The organism is Mesorhizobium sp. ESP6-5, from assembly GCF_020164695.1.
In the GTDB taxonomy this organism is placed as follows: Bacteria; Pseudomonadota; Alphaproteobacteria; order Rhizobiales; family Rhizobiaceae; genus Mesorhizobium; species Mesorhizobium australicum.
In genome coordinates this window covers 1-19,298 of record NZ_JAIUGR010000010.1, presented here as the reverse complement: position 1 = coordinate 19,298, position 19,298 = coordinate 1, and the positions used below count along the sequence as shown (strand labels likewise).

The 19,298-nt window shown below is 63.3% G+C and carries 17 protein-coding genes and 1 tRNA gene; 4 read left to right on the top strand and 14 right to left on the bottom strand.

Annotated elements, in window-relative coordinates; genetic code table 11:
* Nucleotide 1: 1 nt before the first annotated feature.
* The 11 genes from LB524_RS17460 to LB524_RS17410 all read right to left on the bottom strand — a co-directional run bounded on the left by LB524_RS17460 (nt 2) and on the right by LB524_RS17410 (nt 12,761).
* Nucleotides 2–763 (bottom strand): 3-ketoacyl-ACP reductase, encoded by a 762-nt coding sequence (locus tag LB524_RS17460; RefSeq protein WP_224528765.1) that lies wholly within the window; start codon nt 761–763, stop codon nt 2–4.
* Nucleotides 760–2,277: a GMC oxidoreductase gene (locus tag LB524_RS17455; protein ID WP_224528762.1), complete on the bottom strand. Its 1,518-nt coding sequence runs from the start codon at nt 2,275–2,277 to the stop codon at nt 760–762. The genes LB524_RS17460 and LB524_RS17455 overlap by 4 nt, the downstream gene beginning before the upstream one ends.
* A 107-nt stretch (nt 2,278–2,384) precedes the next feature.
* On the bottom strand, nt 2,385–3,500 hold the full coding sequence (locus LB524_RS17450) for an ABC transporter ATP-binding protein (RefSeq protein WP_140619343.1): 1,116 nt from the start codon (nt 3,498–3,500) through the stop codon (nt 2,385–2,387).
* A 4-nt stretch (nt 3,501–3,504) separates the two neighbouring features.
* A complete protein-coding gene (locus LB524_RS17445) occupies nt 3,505–4,446 on the bottom strand; it encodes a carbohydrate ABC transporter permease (protein WP_224528759.1) in 942 nt (313 codons plus the stop codon).
* Nucleotides 4,443–5,393: a carbohydrate ABC transporter permease gene (locus LB524_RS17440; protein WP_015315823.1), complete on the bottom strand. Its 951-nt coding sequence runs from the start codon at nt 5,391–5,393 to the stop codon at nt 4,443–4,445. Before LB524_RS17440 ends, LB524_RS17445 begins: the two co-directional genes overlap by 4 nt.
* Nucleotides 5,394–5,481: 88 nt before the next feature.
* On the bottom strand, nt 5,482–6,735 hold the full coding sequence (locus LB524_RS17435) for an ABC transporter substrate-binding protein (RefSeq protein WP_140789006.1): 1,254 nt from the start codon (nt 6,733–6,735) through the stop codon (nt 5,482–5,484).
* Nucleotides 6,736–6,793: 58 nt separating this feature from the next.
* Nucleotides 6,794–8,305 carry an aldehyde dehydrogenase family protein gene (locus LB524_RS17430; protein ID WP_224528755.1) on the bottom strand — a complete coding sequence of 504 codons (1,512 nt, stop codon included), beginning with the start codon at nt 8,303–8,305 and terminating at the stop codon, nt 6,794–6,796.
* Between the two features lie 17 nt (nt 8,306–8,322).
* On the bottom strand, nt 8,323–9,099 hold the full coding sequence (locus tag LB524_RS17425) for an enoyl-CoA hydratase/isomerase family protein (protein ID WP_224528742.1): 777 nt from the start codon (nt 9,097–9,099) through the stop codon (nt 8,323–8,325).
* Nucleotides 9,092–10,693, bottom strand: a complete 1,602-nt coding sequence (locus tag LB524_RS17420) for an acyl CoA:acetate/3-ketoacid CoA transferase (RefSeq protein ID WP_224528738.1) — start codon at nt 10,691–10,693, stop codon at nt 9,092–9,094. The genes LB524_RS17425 and LB524_RS17420 overlap by 8 nt, the downstream gene beginning before the upstream one ends.
* Entirely contained in the window at nt 10,690–11,706 is a 1,017-nt protein-coding gene (locus LB524_RS17415) for a Gfo/Idh/MocA family protein (protein ID WP_224528735.1), read from the bottom strand. The genes LB524_RS17420 and LB524_RS17415 overlap by 4 nt, the downstream gene beginning before the upstream one ends.
* Nucleotides 11,703–12,761 (bottom strand): LacI family DNA-binding transcriptional regulator, encoded by a 1,059-nt coding sequence (locus tag LB524_RS17410; RefSeq protein WP_140875197.1) that lies wholly within the window; start codon nt 12,759–12,761, stop codon nt 11,703–11,705. The genes LB524_RS17415 and LB524_RS17410 overlap by 4 nt, the downstream gene beginning before the upstream one ends.
* Before the next feature lie 241 nt (nt 12,762–13,002).
* On the opposite strand from LB524_RS17410, the gene LB524_RS17405 reads away from it, so the two are divergent.
* Nucleotides 13,003–14,157 carry a dihydrodipicolinate synthase family protein gene (locus LB524_RS17405; protein ID WP_224528733.1) on the top strand — a complete coding sequence of 385 codons (1,155 nt, stop codon included), beginning with the start codon at nt 13,003–13,005 and terminating at the stop codon, nt 14,155–14,157.
* 91 nt (nt 14,158–14,248) lie between these two features.
* Here the strand turns inward: LB524_RS17405 and LB524_RS17400 are convergent.
* Together LB524_RS17400 and cpdR are read right to left on the bottom strand one after the other, a co-directional pair.
* Nucleotides 14,249–14,323: transfer RNA gene (locus LB524_RS17400), tRNA-Val, on the bottom strand.
* A gap of 117 nt (nt 14,324–14,440) precedes the next feature.
* Complete coding sequence (gene cpdR / locus LB524_RS17395; protein WP_006199474.1) at nt 14,441–14,803, bottom strand: cell cycle two-component system response regulator CpdR; 363 nt, start codon at nt 14,801–14,803, stop codon at nt 14,441–14,443.
* A 162-nt stretch (nt 14,804–14,965) separates the two neighbouring features.
* Between cpdR and LB524_RS17390 the strand changes: the two genes are divergently transcribed.
* A complete protein-coding gene (locus LB524_RS17390) occupies nt 14,966–15,907 on the top strand; it encodes an N-formylglutamate amidohydrolase (RefSeq protein WP_140721345.1) in 942 nt (313 codons plus the stop codon).
* Nucleotides 15,908–16,278: 371 nt separating this feature from the next.
* The gene (gene hisN / locus LB524_RS17385; protein ID WP_224528730.1) at nt 16,279–17,052 is read left to right on the top strand and encodes a histidinol-phosphatase; all 774 of its coding nucleotides are present in this window, start codon (nt 16,279–16,281) and stop codon (nt 17,050–17,052) included.
* Between the two features lie 138 nt (nt 17,053–17,190).
* On the opposite strand, the gene LB524_RS17380 is transcribed toward hisN, so the two are convergent.
* Nucleotides 17,191–18,168, bottom strand: a complete 978-nt coding sequence (locus tag LB524_RS17380; protein ID WP_224528726.1) for an alpha/beta fold hydrolase — start codon at nt 18,166–18,168, stop codon at nt 17,191–17,193.
* Nucleotides 18,169–18,647: 479 nt separating this feature from the next.
* On the opposite strand from LB524_RS17380, the gene LB524_RS17375 reads away from it, so the two are divergent.
* A complete protein-coding gene (locus LB524_RS17375) occupies nt 18,648–19,115 on the top strand; it encodes an Hsp20 family protein (RefSeq protein WP_224528723.1) in 468 nt (155 codons plus the stop codon).
* Nucleotides 19,116–19,298: the final 183 nt, after the last annotated feature.

Below are 19,298 nucleotides of genomic sequence, written 5' to 3'. Positions count from 1 at the left end.
TTCATAGCCGAGGCACGGAAAGCGCGCCGTCGACATTGATGATCGAGCCGGTCGAAAAGCCCAGTCTCCCGGCAGCGAGCGCGGCCACCATGGCGCCGATGTCGGAAACTTCGCCCCAGCGTTTCGCCGGCACCAGGCCGCCGTCTATCAAAGCGTCGTATTTGGCGGTCACGCCCGCCGTCATGTCGGTGCGGATAATGCCCGGCCGCAGCTCGAACACGCCGATGTTTTCCGGGGCGAGCCTGAGCGCCAGATTCTTCACCCACATCGAAAGCCCTGCCTTCGACATGCAATATTCGGAGCGTTCCGGCGAGGCCATCTCGGCGCTGACCGATGTGATGGTGATGATCGATTTCGCATCATCGCTGGGCTGGCGGAGCATCGCCTTGGCGACCGCCTGGCTGAGGAAGACGGTGCCCCGCAGGTTGACGCCGAGCGCGCGGTCGAAATTGTCGGGTTTGAGGTCCAACAGGTCGCCCCGCACCACGGCGCCGACGCCGGCATTGTTGACCAGGCAATCGATGCGGCCGAACGCGCGCATGGCAGAGTCGACGAGGGCGGCGTGGGCGGAAAGATCGGCGATGTCGCAGCTGACATAGGCGAATTTGGCGCCGCGTGCGGTTATGTCAGTGGCGAGCTCGCCTGCGGCTGTTTGGGCAAGGTCAGCGACGAGAATGTCGAAGCCGGCGTCGGCCAGCGCTTCGGCGCAGGCAAGGCCGATGCCGCGCGCGCCGCCGGTGACGATGGCCGCCGGGCGGGTCATGCGGCGAGGTCCGTCTTGCGGATGTGTTCGGCGACACGCAGCGCCTGGGCGGCGATCGACAGCGCCGGGTTCACGGCGGCCGAGTTCGGCAGAAAACCGGCGTCGACGACGAACAGGTTCCGGTGATCGAAGGCACGGCACAACGGATCGAGCGGCGACGTCGCCGGATCCTCTCCGATTTTCACCGTGCCGCACTGGTGCGAGGGCGTGCGTTTGTCGAAAGGGCGCGACAGCACCAGGGGATAACCGCAGGCGCGAAAATTCTCGCGCATCACCTTGGTCAGCCCGTCGAGCGACTGCATGTTGGAGCGCCGCCATTGCATGACGATGTCCTTGCCGTCGGCCATGATGCGGCTTTCGGGATCTGGCAGGTCCTCGCACATCAGGTACCAGTCGACCGCATGGCCGGCCATGAAATCGAGCGCGAATTTCGGCACTCGTTTCACATTGGCCTTGAGCATGTTGCCGTCGATCTTGCCGAGAAGCTGGACATTGCCGAGCGGTTTGCCGCCCTTGCCGTCGGAGAGGTAATAATCGTTGAGCATCAGCGTCTTCTGGTAGACGGCATCGTTCCGGCGGCGCGGATCGATCGCCAGCATGGCGCTCGAATTGTGGTTCATGAAGTTGCGGCCGACCTGGTCGGAGCGGTTGGCCAGGCCTTTGCCGCCCCCCTTGCCATTGCTGGGTGAGGGCGAGCGCAGCAGGATGACCGCTGAATTGACCGCGCCGGCCGACAGGATGACCAGTTTTGGCGACAGCTTTTTCAGCTCGCCGCTCTGGCGGTAATGAACCGCTGATACGGTTTTACCGTCCGGAGCAGTCTCGAGATATTCGACATAGGCGCCGGTTTCGAGCTTGATGTTAGGATCGTTCAGTGCCGCCGCCAGCGGTGCGGTCTGGGCGTCCATCTTTCCCTGGCCAGTGTTCGGAAAAGCGTCCCAGCCGGTCCTGCCTTCCCTGAGCCAGGTGCCGATATCGACGCCAAGCGGCAGCGAGGCCGGATGCAGGCCCAGCCCCTTGAGCTCGGCGCGGGCACGGGCGATCGGCGCCTCGTCCGGCACTGGCTTGTAGGAATAGGGGATCGAGTGGAACGGCTCGGTCGGGTCCTCGCCAAGCGTGCCGCGCACGCGGAACAGCTGCTCTGCCCTGGAATACCAAGGCTCGAATTCGTCATAGGAAAACGGCCAGGCCGGCGAGACGCCGCCGAAGTGCTCCATGGCGGAGAAATCCTCTTTGCGGTAGCGGATCAGCACCGCGCCGAAGAATTTCGAATTGCCGCCGACATAGTAGTAATTGCCCGGGTTGAATGCGGCGCCACCGGCCTCACGCCACATCTCCTTCGGCCGGTAGTGGCCATCAACGAAAATCGAGCGCGTGTCGCGTGCATGCGGCGTTGCCGGCAGCGGCTCGCCGCGTTCCAGCATCAGGATCGAGGCGCCGCTGCCGGCTAAGCCGGAGGCGATCGTGGCGCCGCCGATGCCGGAGCCGATGATGACGATATCCGGGTTTGTCATGGCCTAAAGCGCGCCGCTTTTGAATGGACACATGCGACGCGCTTTAGGTCTATTGTCTTGATGCATGTCGTTGCCCCAAAACCGGACCCACTTTTGGGCGACGCACATCAGCGGATACGGCTCTCGGTCGCCGGATCGAAGAACACCGCCTTGGTCAGGTTGAAGGCGAGCGGCGTGTTGGTGCCGGGCTGGATGTTGGCATCTGCGCGCAGCCGCGCCACCACGCCTTTGCCGCCGAGGTTGGTGACGGCGAAGGTATCGGAACCGGCCGGCTCCACCACCTCGATATGGCAATCGGCGGTGGCGATTTGCGAGGCGTTGCGCTCCGCGCCTTCCGGATCGGTGAGCGCCTCGGGGCGAACGCCGAAGATGACCGGCTTGCCCTTGAACGCCGACAATCCGGCCGGGGCGTTGGCCATCGGCAGAGTGATCGGCTGGCGTGCCTCGCGATCGAGCACGACGGCCAGGTCGCTGCCATTGCCGTCGATGGTCGCCGGGATCAGGTTCATCGCCGGCGAACCCATGAAGTCGGCGACGAAGACATTGCTGGGGTTGTTGTAGATCTCGGCCGGCGTGCCGAATTGCTGCACCTCGCCATCGCGCATGACGGCGATTTTGGTCGCCAGCGTCATCGCCTCGATCTGGTCGTGGGTGACATAGACGATGGTTGTGCCGGTGGTGGCATGCAGGCGCTTGATCTCGATGCGCATGTCGACGCGCAGCTTGGCGTCGAGGTTGGACAGCGGCTCGTCGAAAAGGAACAGCTTGGGGTCGCGCACCAGCGCCCGGCCCATGGCGACGCGCTGGCGCTGGCCGCCCGAAAGCTGGCTCGGCTTGCGGTTCAGCAGATGGCCGATCTGCAGCACCTTGGCCACCTTGTCGATCGCCTTCTGGCGTTCGTCGGCCGGCACGCCGCGCATCTCCATGCCGAAGGAGATGTTCCCGGCGACCGTCATGTTGGGGTAGAGCGCGTAGCTCTGGAATACCATGGCGATGTCGCGCTTGGACGGGTGCAGATCCGTGATGGTGCGGCCATCGACGCGGATATCGCCGGAGGTGATGGTCTCCAGTCCGGCGATGGTGTTGAGCAAGGTGGATTTGCCGCAGCCGGAAGGACCGACCAGCACCAGGAAGCCGCCCTTTTCCAGTTCGAGATTGATCCCCTTCAGGATCTCGACCTGGCCGAAACGCTTCCTCAGACCATCAATTTCCAGAAAAGCCATTGGGTTATCCTTTGACCGCGCCCGCCATCAGGCCACGCACGAAGTAGCGGCCGGCGAGCACGTAGACGAGAAGGGTGGGCAGTGCCGCGATCATCGCGGCCGCCATGTTGACGTTGTATTCGACGACGCCTGTCGAGGTGTTGACGACGTTGTTGAGCGCCACCGTCATTGGCATGGCGTCGCCGGTGCCGGCATAGGCGGAGGCGAACAGGAAGTCGTTCCAGATGTTCGTGAACTGGTAAATGACGGTGACGACGAAGATCGGCATCGAATTCGGCAGCATGATGCGCCGAAAGATCTGGAAGAAAGAGGCGCCGTCGACCTGCGCGGCCTTGACCAGTTCGGTCGGGAACGCCTCGTAATAGTTGCGGAAGAACAGCGTGGTGAAGCCGATGCCGTAGACGACGTGGACGAACACCAGGTTCACCGTCGGGTTGCCGAGGCCGAAGCTGGTTCCGACCGTGTTCTGCAGCGTCACGCCAAACCGTCCGAGGCTGCCCAGGATCGTCGCCATCGGCAACAGTACCGACTGGAACGGGATGAAGCAGGCAAACAGCATCAGCCCGAACACCAGCGTCGCACCGCGGAAACGCCATTTGGTCAGCACGTAGCCATTGAGCGCGCCGAGCATGGTCGAGATCAGCACGGCCGGAACCACCATCTTTATGGAGTTCCAGAAATAGCCCTTGATGCCGGCGCAGGTGAGGCCGACGCAGGTCTCACCCCAGGCCTTCAGCCAGGGGTCGAAGGTCGGCGCCTTTGGCAGCGCCAGCATGTTGCCGTTCTGGATCTCGTCCATGGTCTTGAACGAGGTCACCAGCATGACGAACAGCGGCATCAGGTAGAACAGCGCGAACAGCGCCAGAAGCCCGTAGATGACGATGCGGTTGACGATCTTGACGTTCATGCCGCTGGCCTGGCGGGCGGGAGTGGTCACGGCGCTCATCGCGACTTCTCCCTGAGTTCCGAATAGAGATAGGGCACGATGATGGCGACGATGGTCATCAGCATGATCACGGCGCTGGCCGAGCCGACGGCCATTTCGTTGCGCTTGAAGGTGTATTCATACATGAAGTTGGACGGCAACCAGGCCGAGCCGCCGGGGCCGCCGCTGGTCAGTGCCACGACCAGGTCATAGGATTTGATGGCAAGGTGCGCGAGCACGATGAAGGCCGACAGGAAGATCGGCCGCAAGAGCGGAATGACGATACGGCGATAGAGCTGGAAGGTGGTGGCGCCGTCGATCTGCGCCGCCTTCATGATCTCGCCGTCAATACCGCGCAGGCCGGCCAGGAACATCGCCATGATGAAGCCGGAGGCCTGCCAGACGCCGGCGATGACCACGGTGTAGATGACGAAATCCTTGTTCTTGATCCAGTCGAAATGGAAGCTCGTCCAGCCCCATTGATGCAGCGTCTGTTCGAGACCTAGGCCGGGGTCGAGGAACCATTTCCAGGCAACGCCGGTGACGATGAAGGAGAGCGCCATCGGATAGAGGTAGATGGGGCGCAAAACGCCTTCGCCGCGAATCTTCTGATCGAGCAGGATGGCCAGGAACAGGCCGAGCGCCAGGCAGATCAAGATGTAGAGAAAGCCGAAAATGCCCATATTGGTGATCGACGTGTACCAGCTCGATGGCGGGTCGGTGTCGAAGGTCCAGCCCCACAATCGCTGATAGGCGCGTGCGCCTGTTATGGCATAGGACGGGAAGGTCTTGGAGTTGGTGAAGGACAGATAGATCGTCCACAGGATGAAGCCGTAGACGAAGACGATGGTGATGGCGAAGCTCGGCGCCAGCACGATCTTGGGCAAGGCATCCTGCAGGCGCGAGCGCACCGAGGTGCGCGACCGTTCCGGCGTCAGCTTGATCTGGGTTGTCGCTACACTGCTCATGGGGTTCCTCCCGTCGGCATCCGGCCGATCGGCCTCACGGACCGGAAACCTTCCCCGCCGGAGCGGGGAAGGTGTTTGTGGCCGGCGCTTACTTGGCGTCGTCGATCGCCTTGACCAGTTCGGTCACGGCTTCGTCCGAGGTCTTGATCTGACCGTGGACAAACTTCGAGATGACGTCCTTGTAGGCATTGGCGACAGCCGGAGGCGCGCCATAGCCCTGGGCCAGCGAGCCGAACAGCGTGCCGCCTTCATTGGCCTTCTTCAGGTCGGCGATACCCTTCTTGCCGCAAGCGTCGAAGTCGGTGTCAGGCACGTCGGTGCGGGCCGGAACCGAACCCTTGACGACGTTGAAGGCCGACTGGAAGCTCTTCGACAAGGTGGCGGTGGCCAGAGCGATCTGGGCGGCCTTGCGGTCGTCCGGAACGTTGAACATGCCGAACATGTCGGAGTTGTAGATCACCGAGCCGTCGGTGCCCGGGAAGCGATAGCAGAGGAAGTCCGTACCCGGTGTCTTGTTGGCGGCGTGGAACTCGCCCTTGGCCCAGTCGCCCATGACCTGCACCAGCGCATCGCCCTTGATGACCATCGCGGTGGCGAGGTTCCAGTCGCGGCCAGAGAAGTTCGGGTCGACATAGGTGACGAGCTTGGCCAGATTGTCGAACGACTTCTTCATCGTGTCGGACTTGAGCGACGCGTCGTCGAGGTCGTTCATCGCCTTCTTGTAGAACTCAGGTCCGCCGGTCGACAGCACGACGGAATCGAACATGGTCGCTTCCTGCCAGTTCTGGCCACCAAGCGCGAGCGGGGTGACCCCAGCCGCCTTGGCCTTGTCGAGCAGGGCGATGAAATCGTCGAAGGTCTTAGGCTCGGTGCCGCCGATCTTGTCCATCACCGCCTTGTTGATCCACAGCCAGTTGACGGAGTGGACGTTGACCGGAGCGGCAACCCACTTGCCGTCATAGACGGAGAACTTCTGCAGCGCGGCCGGAACCGACTTGTCCCAGCCTTCCTTCTTCGCCGTCTCTGTGAGGTCGCCCATCACGCCGGCAGCGGCATAGTCGAGCACGGTGTAGCCGAGCATCTGCGAGGCGGTCGGATAGTTGCCGGCCGCGACCATCGCCTTCAGCGCGGTCATGGCGGCATCGCCGCCGCCGCCGGCCACGGGAACGTCCTTCCAGGCATAGCCTTCCTTGGCCAGATCGCCCTTGAGCACGTTGAGAGCAGCTGCTTCGCCGCCCGACGTCCACCAATGCAGCATCTGCACTTCCTTGACGTCCTCGGCATGGGCCGCGAAAGCCAGGCCCGAAGCGAGCGCCGTTCCGATAAGCAGTTTGCGCAACATGTACTTCCTCCCTTGTTGCATTACACGACCGGTGGCAGCCCACCGGGTTCTTCCCAACTCAGCCGACCCACCAACCGGTGCGCTGGCCGCGATGAAACTGGATTGTCTTTTCCTCGGTATAATCCTCGACAGCGCGCTTGCCGAGTTCGCGGCCCAGACCGGACTGCTTATAGCCGCCGAACGGCAGTTCTGGATAACCTTCCATGAACGTGTTCACCCAGACCGTCCCCGAACGCACGCCCCGCGCCACCGACATGCAGGTGTCGATGCTGGCGCTCCACACACCCGCCGATAGACCATAGGGCGTGTTGTTGGCGATGCGCAACGCCTTTTCAATCGATTCAAAAGTCAGCACCGAGAGCACTGGTCCGAACACTTCCTCGCGTGCGACCGCCATGTTTTCGGTGACGTTGCGTAAGATCGTCGGATCGAGATATTGGCCGGCATTGGAAGGGCGTTGCGCGCCGCCGCTGTAGATGCTGCCGCCCTCGCTCGCGGCGGCCGCGACGTAGTCGGTCACCTTGGCCAAATGGTCTGACGAAATCATCGCGCCGACCTTGGTGAGGTCGTCGAGCGGATCGCCCACGGTTACCCTGGCGGTCAATGCCTTCACGGCGCCCAGGAAGTCGTCGGCGATCGCCTCATGCACGATCAGCCGGCTGCCGGCATTGCAGCACTCGCCGGCGTTGAAGAAGCCGCCGAATACCGCAGCATCGGCAGCGGCTTTAAGATCGGCATCGGGGAAGACGATCTGGCCGTTCTTGCCGCCGAGTTCCATCGAAACCTTCTTAAGGGAATTCGAGGCCGCAGCCATGGTCATCTTGCCGACACGAGTGGAACCGGTGAACGAAACCATCTCGACCAGGGGATGGCTGACCATCGGCGCGCCGACATCGGCGCCGAGACCGGCGAGGATATTGACGACGCCAGCGGGAACGCCGGCTTCCAACAGAATATCGCCAAGCACGAAGGTCGAGGCCGACGTCATTTCGCTTGGCTTGACCACGGCCGTGCAGCCGGCGGCGAGCGCGAAAGGCAGTTTCTGGCTGACGATGAGGAACGGGAAATTCCACGGCGTGATGATCGAGACGACGCCGATCGGCTCACGCAGGACGACGCCCAGCATGGCATCGCCGAGATTGGCGTAGCTTTCGCCGTGCAACGTGCGGGCCAGCGAGGCGGCATAGCGCCAGATGTCGACGGCACCGCCGATCTCGCCGCGCGCCTGGGCGATCGGCTTGCCGGATTCCAGCGCATCGAGCCGGGCGATGTCTTCCAGCCGGATCTCGATCAGGTCGGCGGCCTTGAGCAGGATCGCGGCGCGTTCGGACGCTTGCATGCGCGGCCAGGGGCCGGTCTCGAAGGCCCTGTGCGCCGCCTGCATCGCGGCTTCCACTTCGGCAGCACCCGCCTGAGCATAGTGTGAAACCATGAAGCCGTGGCCGGGGCTCTTGCGTTCCAGCATGCGGCCATCGCGGGCATCGACATGCTTGCCGTCGATCAGAAGCTTGTATGCCTTGGGCGCCACGGAGGCCTCGGCAGGCATGGAAATCTTCAGAGGTGCATTCATGTGATTTCCACTCTGTCCTACGAACGCGAAAACACGGGCTTCTGCTTGGTCTTGAAGGAGCCGACGCCGGCCTTGAGATCGCTGGTGAGCGCCATGAAGCCGCTGGCCAAGGCCTCTGTCGCAGCGGCACTTTCCTCGCCTTCCGCCACCGCAATCATCAGCTTGGCGGCTTCGGTCGCCAGCGGTCCGCGTTCGGCGATTTTTTCAGCCCAGATCCTGGCTTCATCCGACGCCTTGCCGGTTTCGACGACGCGGTCGACGATACCCAGCGCAAGCGCTTCCGGCGCCAGGAAAATCTCGCCACCGACAGCCATTCGACGCACCGTCTGGGCGCCGAAGCGACGCACCGCGCGCTGCGTGCCGGACCAGCCGGGGACGACGCCGATCGAGGTCTCGGGGAAGCCGAGCTTCACCTGCGTTTCCGCGACGCGGAAATCACAAGCCACAGCCAGTTCCAGCCCGCCGCCGAGCGCATGACCGGACAGAACGGCGATGATCGGTTGCCGCAGCCGCGCCAGCCGGTCGAAGACACGGTGGCCGTAGCGCACCCATTGCACCTGGAAATCGGCGGCGCTCATGCTCCCCCAGGCCTCGACGTCGCCGCCGGCGCAAAACCCCTTGCCTTGGCCGCATATGAGGACGACGCGGACCTCCTGAGCGCTTTCCGCCTCGTCCAGCGCCGCTTCCAGCGCGCGCAGCATCGGGATATCGAGCGCGTTGAATTTTTCCGGACGGCGCAAGGTGACAATGCCGATCGCGCCATCCTGCTCGAAGGTGACGAGACGCTCAGCCATGCGCGCCTCCGAGCAAGGCGCCGCCATTCAGCGACAGGCCGATCGGCCGATCCTGGTAGAGCGCCGCCGGCGTCAGCTTGAGGTCGTTGGCTACGTTGAGCGGGATCTCGGCCTGCGCCAGCACATCGCGATCGAGGTCGATGCCCGGCGCCAGTTCCGTCACCATCAGCCCATCGGGCGTCAGCTTCATGACGCAGCGCTCGGTGACATAGGTGATGTCTTGTCCCTGCGCGACGGCGCGCTTGCCGGAGAAGGAGATGTGCTCAACCTCCTCGACGACTTTCTTGACCTTGCCTTCCGCGTCGATGCGGATGCCGCCATCGGCGAGCGACAGCTTGGCCCCGGCATTGAAGAAGCCGGAAAAGACGATCTTCTTCGCCCGCGAGGTGATGTCGACGAAGCCGCCGGCGCCGGCGGTGACATGCGGCCGCGCCGAAAGCCTGGACACGTTGACCGAGCCGTGGCGGTCGATCTGCAGGAAGGAAAGCAGCGAAGCGTCGAAGCCGCCGGCCTGGAAATAGATGAACTGGTGCGGCGAGGGCATGATCGCCTCGGCGTTGGAGGCGCAGCCGAACTTGAAGTCGAGCAACGGCACGCCGCCGACCGCGCCCTGTTCGATCAGCCAGGTGACCTTGCCGTGCTGGCCTTCTTCCAGAAGAATACGCGGCACGTTGGCCGAAATGCCGAAGCCGATGTTGACCGCCATGCCATCGCGAAGCTCCATGGCGACACGGCGCGCGATCACCTTCTGAACGTTCATCTCCGGCGTGCGGAAGCTCGACAGCGGCCGGAAGATTTCACCCGAAATCGCGGGGTCGTAAGGCGTCAGCGTCGTCTGCAACTGGTCCGGCGCGATGACGATATGGTCGACCAGCACGCCCGGTACGCGCACATCATGCGGCTTCAACGTGCCGTTCTCGACGACGCGTTTGACCTGCGCGATGACGATGCCGCCATTGTTGCGGGCGGCGAGCGCCTGCTCCAGCCCGCCGAGATAGGCGCCCTCATGCTCGTAGGTAAGGTTGCCGCGCTCGTCAGCCGTGGTGGCACGGATGATCGAGACCTGGGGCACGATGGCACGGAAATAGAGCCATTCCTCGCCGTCGAATTGCTGCACCGACACGATCGGCTCGGCGGCGGCGGCGTTCATGGCGCAGCCCTGGTGGCGCGGGTCGGCGAAAGTGTCGAGGCCAACCTTGGTCAGCACGCCCGGCCGCTTGGCGGCGGCCTCTCGGTGCATGTCGAACAGGATGCCGGATGGAACGTTATAGGCGGCAACTGAATTGTCGCCGATCATCTTCCAGATTTGCGGCGGCTCGGCGGAGGAGGGACCTGACGGATAGGAGCCGCACAGCGTACGCTTCAAGAGGCCGGGCTTCGCCAGATGATCGATGCCCTTGATGCCATACATGTCGCCGGCGGCGATCGGGTGCAGCGTGGTGATATCCTTCGGATGGCCCTCGCCATCGAAGCGTTCGCCGATCGCGGCGAGCACGGCGTCCGGACAGCCGAGGCCGCTCGACGAGGACACCGAGACGACCATGCCGTCCTTGATCAGGCTGGCGGCCTGCGCCGATGAGACGACCTTGCTCAATTCATGCTCCCGAGTTTCGGGTCGATCTTGACGGTCCTGCCGGAAGCCGCCGATTGCAATGCCGCCTCGGCCGAGGCGAGCGACCAGATGCCGTCCTCGCCGGTGGCGGAAGGCTGGCCCTCGCCACGGACCGCGGCATGGAACCCGCGTACCGACCTGGCGTAGAGGTCCTCGCGGTCGAAGCTCAACTGTTCTTCGCCGCTGGTTGTGCGCAGGAGGACCGAGCCGACCGGCTTCTGCGTCATCACATCGCGGGCGATGAGCGAGCCCTGCGAGCCATGCACCTCGAAGCCGGTGTCGGCAAATCTGGTGGTGAATCCCTCATGCGATTGCGCGATAAGGCCCGATTTGAAGCGCCAGACGCACATGGCGCCATCTTCCAGCCCGCTCCCGGCCATGCCGGCGGATTGCGTGAAAGCGGAAACCTCGACCGGATCGTCGCCAAGCACGAAGCGCAGCGTGTCTGCATCGTGCACGGTGATGTCGAGCACCACCCCGCCGCCCGCCTCGGGCCTGGCGATGCGCCAGCCCTGCAGGTTTTCGGGCAGGTAGACGGAATGGAAGACACGCGCGGCAATGGGGTTGCCGATGCGGCCCGCGGCAACGGCGTCGCGCATGGCACGGTGCGCGCCGGCATTGCGCAGATGATGATTGGTACCGAGCACGACGCCAGCCGCCTTGGCCGCGGCGACCATCTTGCGCGCGTCGTCGCTGGTCAGCGCCAGCGGCTTCTCGCACAGCACATGCTTTCCCGCCTTGGCGGCGGCCAGCGCCTGTTCGAAATGCAGTTCATTGGTGCTGGAGATGTAGACGGCGTCGATGTCGGATCCGAGCAAGGCGTCGAGATTCGATACGGCGGCTGGAATGCCATTTTCCCTTGCATAGGCCGTGGCGCGTTCCGCGCTGGAACTCATGACAGCCGCGATCTCGCCATCGGGTTGAGCGCGAATGGCATCGATCATGAATTGCCGGGCGATCGTGCTGGCGCCGATCAGCCCCCATTTGACGCTCATGTCGCGGTTCCCGCCGCCACGGGCCTTTTTCGCGTGCGGCGATCCGGGCCGCAGCTTTCCCTGACCACGAGATTGACGGCGCCGACATGATCCTCGGCCCGCGTGGTGCGCGACTGGATCATCTTGATCATGACGTGGGCCGCGCGTTCGCCGAGACCGGCGGAGTCCACCGCTACGCTGGTCAGCGGCGGCATATAATGTTCGGCCTCGACCACATCGTCGAAGCCGACGACAGCGAAATCCGCGCCCGGCTCAAGTCCGCGCTTGCGCAGCGCCAGCATGACGCCAAAGGCAACGGCATCGTTGAAGCACAGCGCCGCGGTCGGCGGCTCGGCCATTGCCAGCGACGTTTCCAGACAGGCCATGCCGCCCTTGCGGTTGGTCTCGCCCTCGATGATAAGCGCATCGCGGGCGTCGATGCCGAGCGTCTCGCAGGCCTCGCGAAAGCCGCCCAGGCGCTCATGATAAACGACGAGGTCGGACGAACCGCCGAAGAAGGCCAGGCGGCGATGCCCCTTGCCGACGAGATGCGAAGTCGCGAGATAGGCGCCCCGATGATTGTCGGGAGCAATCACCGGAATGCGGCTTTCAGGCAGCCGGCGCATGGCGAAGGCAATCGGCAGACCGGCTATTTCCAGCCGCCGGAACGCCCCTGGCGTCGTGCCGCGCGCCGGGGAAACGATGAGCCCGGCGACGCCCTGTTCCATCAGAGACTTCAGCACTTCTTCCTGGCGCACCGGATTTTCGGCAGTGTTGGCGATGAAGGGCACGATGCCGGCCGACTGGAAGACCCGCTCCATGCCGACCGCCATCTCGGCGAAGAACGGATTGGTGAGGTCGTTGATGACCATGCCGATGACGTTGGAGTGGGCCTTGCGCAGATTGGCGGCGCCGCGGTTATAGACATAGCCGACATCCTCGATCGCCTTGCGCACCTTGACCGCGGTTTCGGGGCGGATCAGGCCGCTGCCCTGGAGCACGAGCGACACCGTCGATTTGGACACGCCTGCTTCGCGGGCGATGTCGAAGATCGTCGCCTTCGGCCGGCTGGCCATCCAGATATCCTCCCCGGTTTTCAATCGAATTCTATTGGAACGTTCTAATCTTTGTTTCCTGGATGAGTCAATCGGGATTTTTTCCCGATCAAAAAGAAGTCGCCATAGGTGGTCAAATAGCAGGACATCCAAGGCCTTTCTGTTTGCAGTGCAGCATTGGCCTAGGCTGGCCAGTTCGAATCCTAAAGTTTCTTGATTTATTGGAACGTTCCATTTAAATGGGCTGCGAAGGGAGACGTCCATGGACATTGCCTTGCCTGGCGAGGGTGGCCGCAGCACACCCTACGCCCTTGTCGGACAGCCGGTCCAGCCGGTGATCGGCGCGCGGTTTCCGCGCATCGCCTATGCCGCCGCGCATGTCGTCGCCGATCCGCTGGGAATGACAGATCCATGGTCGCGGCCCGTTGTCGATTGGGACAGGACGATGGCGTTTCGTCATCATCTATGGCGGCTCGGCTTCCGCATCGCCGAGGCAATGGACACGTCGCAGCGCGGCATGGGTTTCGATTGGACGAATGCGCAGCAATTGATCCGCCGTTCAATCGCGGAGGCGCGGACCGTCGCTGGCGCCGATCTCGCCTCGGGTGCGGGCACCGACCATCTGGCGCCGTCGAAGGCCCGGACGGTCGACGACGTGGTCGCCGCCTATGAGGAGCAGTTCGCTTTCATCGAAAGCCAGGGCGGCAAGGCGATCATGATGGCCAGCCGCGCGCTGGCGGCCGTGGCGAAGGGGCCGGACGATTACGCCCTGGTTTACGACCGCATATTGGGCCAGGCCTCCGGCAAGGTCATCCTGCACTGGCTGGGCGACATGTTCGATCCGACCTTGAAAGGCTACTGGGGCAGTGACGATTTCGAGACCGCGCTCGATACGGTGATCGCCATCATGGAGCGCAATGCCGGCAAGGTCGAAGGCATCAAGATATCGCTGCTCGACGCCGGCAAGGAAGTGGCGCTCAGGAACCGGCTGCCGGACGGCGTGATGATGTTCACCGGCGACGACTTCAATTATCCCGAGCTGATCGCCGGTGACGGCAAGCGGCACTCGCATGCGCTGCTCGGCATTTTCGACGCGATCGCACCGGCCGCCAATGCCGCGCTGGCGAAGCTGGCTGCCGGCGATCGTGCCGGCTACGACGCGCTGATAGCGCCGACCGTGCCGCTGTCACGAAAAATCTTCGAGGCGCCGACTGAATATTACAAGGCCGGCATTGTCTTCATGGCCTGGCTCAACGGCCACCAGGACCATTTCTCGATGGTTGGCGGCATGCAGTCGGCGCGCGGCATCCGCCATTATGCCGACGTCTTTCGCCTCGCCGACCAGGCAGGATTGCTGGCCGACCCCGACCTTGCCATTTCGCGGATGAAAAGCCTGTGTGCTGTCGCGGGGGCCTAAAACGCGTTTCGCGATCGGATCACCCGTCGTCCATTCCGGTGAGCGCCAAGACGCTCGCGTATTGATGCAAGGTCCGAATATCTGGGTTGGATGGTGGGCGTGACAGGGATTGAACCTGTGACCCCTGCAATGTCAATGCAGTGCTCTCCCGCTGAGCTACACGCCCATCCGAAGCCGCGCATACACCATTTTTGGTCAGGCGCGTCAATAGCAGGAAAAGAGGAAAAACACGTCGTCCCGCCGCGGCTGTGGACCGACGTCCGGCGGCTTGCGGAAGAGCGGCTCAGGCTGCTTGCAGCATCTTCTCGACCTCGTTGACCAGATCGCGCAGGTGGAAGGGCTTGGACAGCACCTTGGCGTCTTTCGGCGCCTTGGAATCCGGGTTCAGCGCGACGGCGGCAAAACCGGTGATGAACATGACCTTGAGGTCGGGATCGATTTCGGTGGCGCGACGCGCCAGTTCGATGCCGTCCATCTCCGGCATGACGATGTCGGTCAGAAGCAGCGAGAACGGTTCCTCGCGCAGCCGCTCATAGGCGCTGGCGCCGTTGTCGAAATCGCTGACCTGATAGCCGGCGCGCTCCAGCGCCTTGACGAGGAACCGACGCATATCGTCGTCGTCTTCCGCCAGAAGAATGCGTGCCATGTTATCCCGTCCGAATCACCCGCCGGAGACTGCCGTGGGGCAGGCCCGTTAACCATCCTGTATATGAGGAGGTGAGAGTAAACATCAAGTGAACGCGGACGCGCCTGACCCACATTTGCCCAGCGGCACGACCGCCGAAATGCTGGACATGCGGTCAGCAAGGTGGCAGTTTCATGCCATGATGCACTGGTGTTTTCGGGTTCGTTCAAATTGAAGACGGCAGCCGAGGATTTTTCGGTCTTTCCACCCTTCGAAATCCGGTCGGGCGCCGAGCAGCGCGTCCCCTTCCTTTTCAACTCGCCGCATAGCGGCCGCTACTATCCCGAACGCTTCCTTGCCATGGCAAGGCTCGATCGCAATGCCATCCGCCGCTCGGAGGATTGCTATGTCGACGAGTTGTTCGGCGGCGCCGTGGCGCTCGGCGCGCCGCTGCTGGCGGCGAATTTCCCGCGCGCCTATCTCGACGTCAACCGCGAGCCATGGGAACTCGACCCGCGCATGTTCGCCGAGCCGGTGCCGTCCTTCTGCAACATCCGCTCCGCGCGCGTGGCCGGCGGGCTCGGCACCGTGCCGAAGCTGGTGGGCGAGGGGCTCGACATCTATTCGGGCCGCTTGCCGCTCGCCGAGGCGGTTGCCCGCATCGAGGCCGTCTACAAGCCCTATCACGAAACGCTGAAGCGGCTATTGACCAGGACCCACGCCCGGTTCGGCTTTGCCGTGCTGATCGATTGCCATTCGATGCCGGCGAGCATCCGTGTCGGGGACAACGGGCTGCGGCCGGATTTCATCATCGGCGACCGTTTCGGCATCTCGGCCACCGCGGCCCTGACCGAAACCGCGATCGGCCTGTTGACCGCGATGGGCTATACGGTTGCCCACAACAAGCCTTACGCCGGCGGGTTCATCACCGAGCATTACGGCCGTCCGGCGCGTCATTTGCACGCGCTGCAGATCGAGGTCAATCGCGGGCTCTACATGAATGAGCGGACATTCGAGAAAGCCGCCGGCTTCGACGCGCTGGCCGACGACCTGACGCGGTTTTCAGCCGACCTGATGGCGATGCCGGACCATCATTTCATCGATCTGCCGCTGGCCGCGGAGTGAAGACCACGCCTTGTCCCGTGCGTGCCGTTGCCCAAGATTTTTGTGTGCTTCTTTGGACGGCCCGTTCCAGGAGCGGCCGTGAAAAAAAGACCGCATCGTTTGCACGATACGGTCGAAGTCTAGGGAGGAAACGCCCAAGGAGGGCATGGACAGGAAACCCTGTCCGAGATTGAGGGTATTGTGCAGCGCACAAATGTCAAGCGACGTTTAGGCTTTTTTAATTCAGAGTGATGTGGAAATTGCGTTTCGATGACGTTGGAGTGACATTCCGGCAACAGTTGTCGCGGCGGATAAATCGATAGACAAGCTTGTCTTGGCGGTGAAGTCGCGGCAAGCCCCGGCTCGGGCGCGCTGCAAAGCGGGAGAATCAGTTGGACATCAGCATCGATTTCATGCGCCGTATCGCGCAAGCGGCGGCGGCGGAGACCTTGCCGCGCTTCCGCGCCCAGGGCGCGGTCGCCAACAAGGAAAAAGGCAGTTTCGATCCGGTCACGGAGGCCGACCGCGAGGCCGAGCGCGCCATCCGGGCGCTGATATCGGCTGAGTATCCCGACCACGGCATCCTGGGCGAAGAGCACGGCAGCGAGAACATCTCCAGCCGGCATGTCTGGGTGATCGATCCGATCGACGGCACCCGCGCCTTCATCTCCGGCCTGCCGGTGTGGGGGACGCTGGTCGGGCTGACGGTCGATGGTCACGCGGTCGCCGGCATGATGGCCCAGCCCTTCACCGGCGAGCTGTTCTACGCCAACGCTTCCGGTTCCCACTATGAGGGGCCGGGAGGCCCCCGCAAGCTGACGACCCGCAAGACGACGAAGCTGGCCGAGGCCACGTTGTTCACCACAACGCCGGCGCTGTTCAAGGGCGAAGCGCGCAATCGCTATGACGCGTTCGAGCGGCAAATCCAGCTCGCCCGCTATGGCGCCGATTGCTATGCCTTCGCCATGATCGCCTCGGGGAGCGTCGACATCGTCGCCGATCCTGGATTGAAGCCTTACGACATCGTGGCGCTGATCCCGATCATCGAGAAGGCAGGCGGGGTCGTCACCACTTTCGACGGAGGGCCGGCGGAGAATGGCGGCGACGTTCTAGCGGCCGCCACACCGGAGCTTCATGCCGCCGCCATGGCTGCCCTGCGCGGCTGACATCACCTCCGGTCGGCGGCTTCTCGACCGCTGGAATGCCGCCGGCGTACGCCCATAGGTCTGCCTGAACGCCGCCAGCGCCTCCTTCCTGAAAAAGGGAGTGTCAGCTACGCCCTCTCGCGGAAGAGCCGCGGCCCGTCAGGCTGTCGGGTCATCTGAGCCGGGGACGAAGGCGTCGAAGGCGGCGAGGAATTGTTCGCGGTAGAGATCGGCTTCCTGCAGGATTTCGTGCTTGGCACCGTCGATCATCAACAGCGAACCCAGCCGTAGATTTCTCGCATATGCCTCTACCGCCCTGGTCGAGACGACCTGGTCGGCGCCGGCGGCGATGATCAGCAGCGGCACCTGAATGCGGGCCATGAAGTCGGGGTCGCTGACGGCTGCCGATGCCTTCGCCGCCGCCTGCAGCCAGCGGATCGTCGGGCCGCCGAGCGCCATTTGCGGATATTCTTCATAGATGCGCGTGTTACGGCGATAGCGTTGCGGATCCGATGTAACCTTGTTGGCTTCGAAGGGCAGCGTGTGTCTCGGCCTTGGACCCCAGGCGGCATAGAGCCAGCCGAGCCCCAGGGCGCAGAAAAACGAACAGATCCGGCGCACCGTCCCTATCGAGACCGGCAGGTCGGGCAATGTCAGGAACGGCGCGATCAGCACCATGCGCCGCACGCGGTTTACCATCGACGGCGCGGCAAGCAGCGCGATCACAGCGCCGGCCGAATGGGCGAGGATATAGTACGGTCCGCGGCAGTCCGGCAGCACGATCTCTTCGAAGAACTGCTCCAGGTCAGCCGTATAGTCGCGGAACGACCTGACATAGCCACGCTGGCGATCGCGGATCAGCCTGTCCGAACCGCCCTGACCGCGCCAGTCCAGGATGGCGACACCAAAGCCGCGCGCGGCAAGGTCACGGATGGTCTCGAAATATTTCTCGATGCACTCGTTGCGGCCGCCGAGCAGCACCACGGTGCCCCGCATCGGCCGCGCCACCGCGGCGAACAGGCCATAACGTATTTTCTTGCCGTCACGCGTGGTGAAAAAGCCGCCGGTGGCGTTTTCCGGTCGCGGATTGCCCTCGGTTTCGTGGAAGAGCGGAGTGTCGTGGAAAAGATCCGTCATTCGGCGCTTTGTGCTCGGCGTCCTTGCGCGCCAGCCGGTCGCGGCTGGCCTCGTCACGGTGATAGACGCCAACACATCAAAAGCAAAGCAAATCCGGGTTATGGAGGACTGCGACGGGTAAGGCCGGAAGCGGCTTTGAGCGCGCTTCCGGCCCCTGTCGATCCGGGAGGAAGGGACGTTAACACCCGGTTCGGCCTCGTTGCGGCACCTTCGCAGATCCGGCGCCGCCAATCCTTGATCTTGAAAGCCACTTTAGCGCTGGCTGTCTGAACGGGCGCCGAAGCACCGGTTCATCTGCCGTTCATTAAAGGTTGGCTGCCTCGTTCTTTTTTGCCGTCAAACGAAACTTGAAATGCTTTCGAGCGCTCCCCAGATGTGGGTTGCGGTCGCCAATCGGGGCCGCTGGTCCTCCCGAAACGCCGCTCGCGGGTTTCGCACCGACCATACGCAAACCATGTTGCTCAACAGGAGAACACCTCATGCGTCACGTTGATTTTTCCCCGCTTTACCGTTCGACCGTCGGCTTCGACCGTCTCTTCACCATGTTGGATTCGCTTGCGCAGCCCGACGGCGCGCAGACCTACCCGCCCTATAACATCGAGCGCACCGGCGAGGATTCCTACCGGATTTCGATGGCCGTCGCCGGCTTCTCGGACGAGGAAATCTCGATCGAAGCTCACCGTAACGTGCTGACCGTGAAGGGCGAGCGCAAGGACGAGGGCACCGGCGAGGGTTCCGAACTGCTCTATCGCGGCATTGCCTCCAGGGCGTTCGAGCGCCGCTTCCAGCTTGCCGATCACGTTGAAGTCGTCGGCGCCGCGCTGAAGAACGGCCTGCTCTTCGTCGACCTCAAGCGCAACGTTCCCGAAGAGCTGAAGCCGCGCAAGATCGCGATCACCTCGGCTCCGGCCAAGGCCAAGCAGATCGAGGCCAAGACGGCAGCCTGACGACCGCATAAAATCTAAAGTCTCCTCCCGAGACGGAAGCGGCGCCGCGCGGCGCCGCCAGACTGCTGACAAACCCCGTCAATTTTGGCGGGGTTTTGTTTTTATAGTTTGAATGGGCTGGTTATTTCGGTGTCGGGACGAATTGTCTGGAGGTTGCCGGTTCGGCCGCGGGTGACGCCTCGC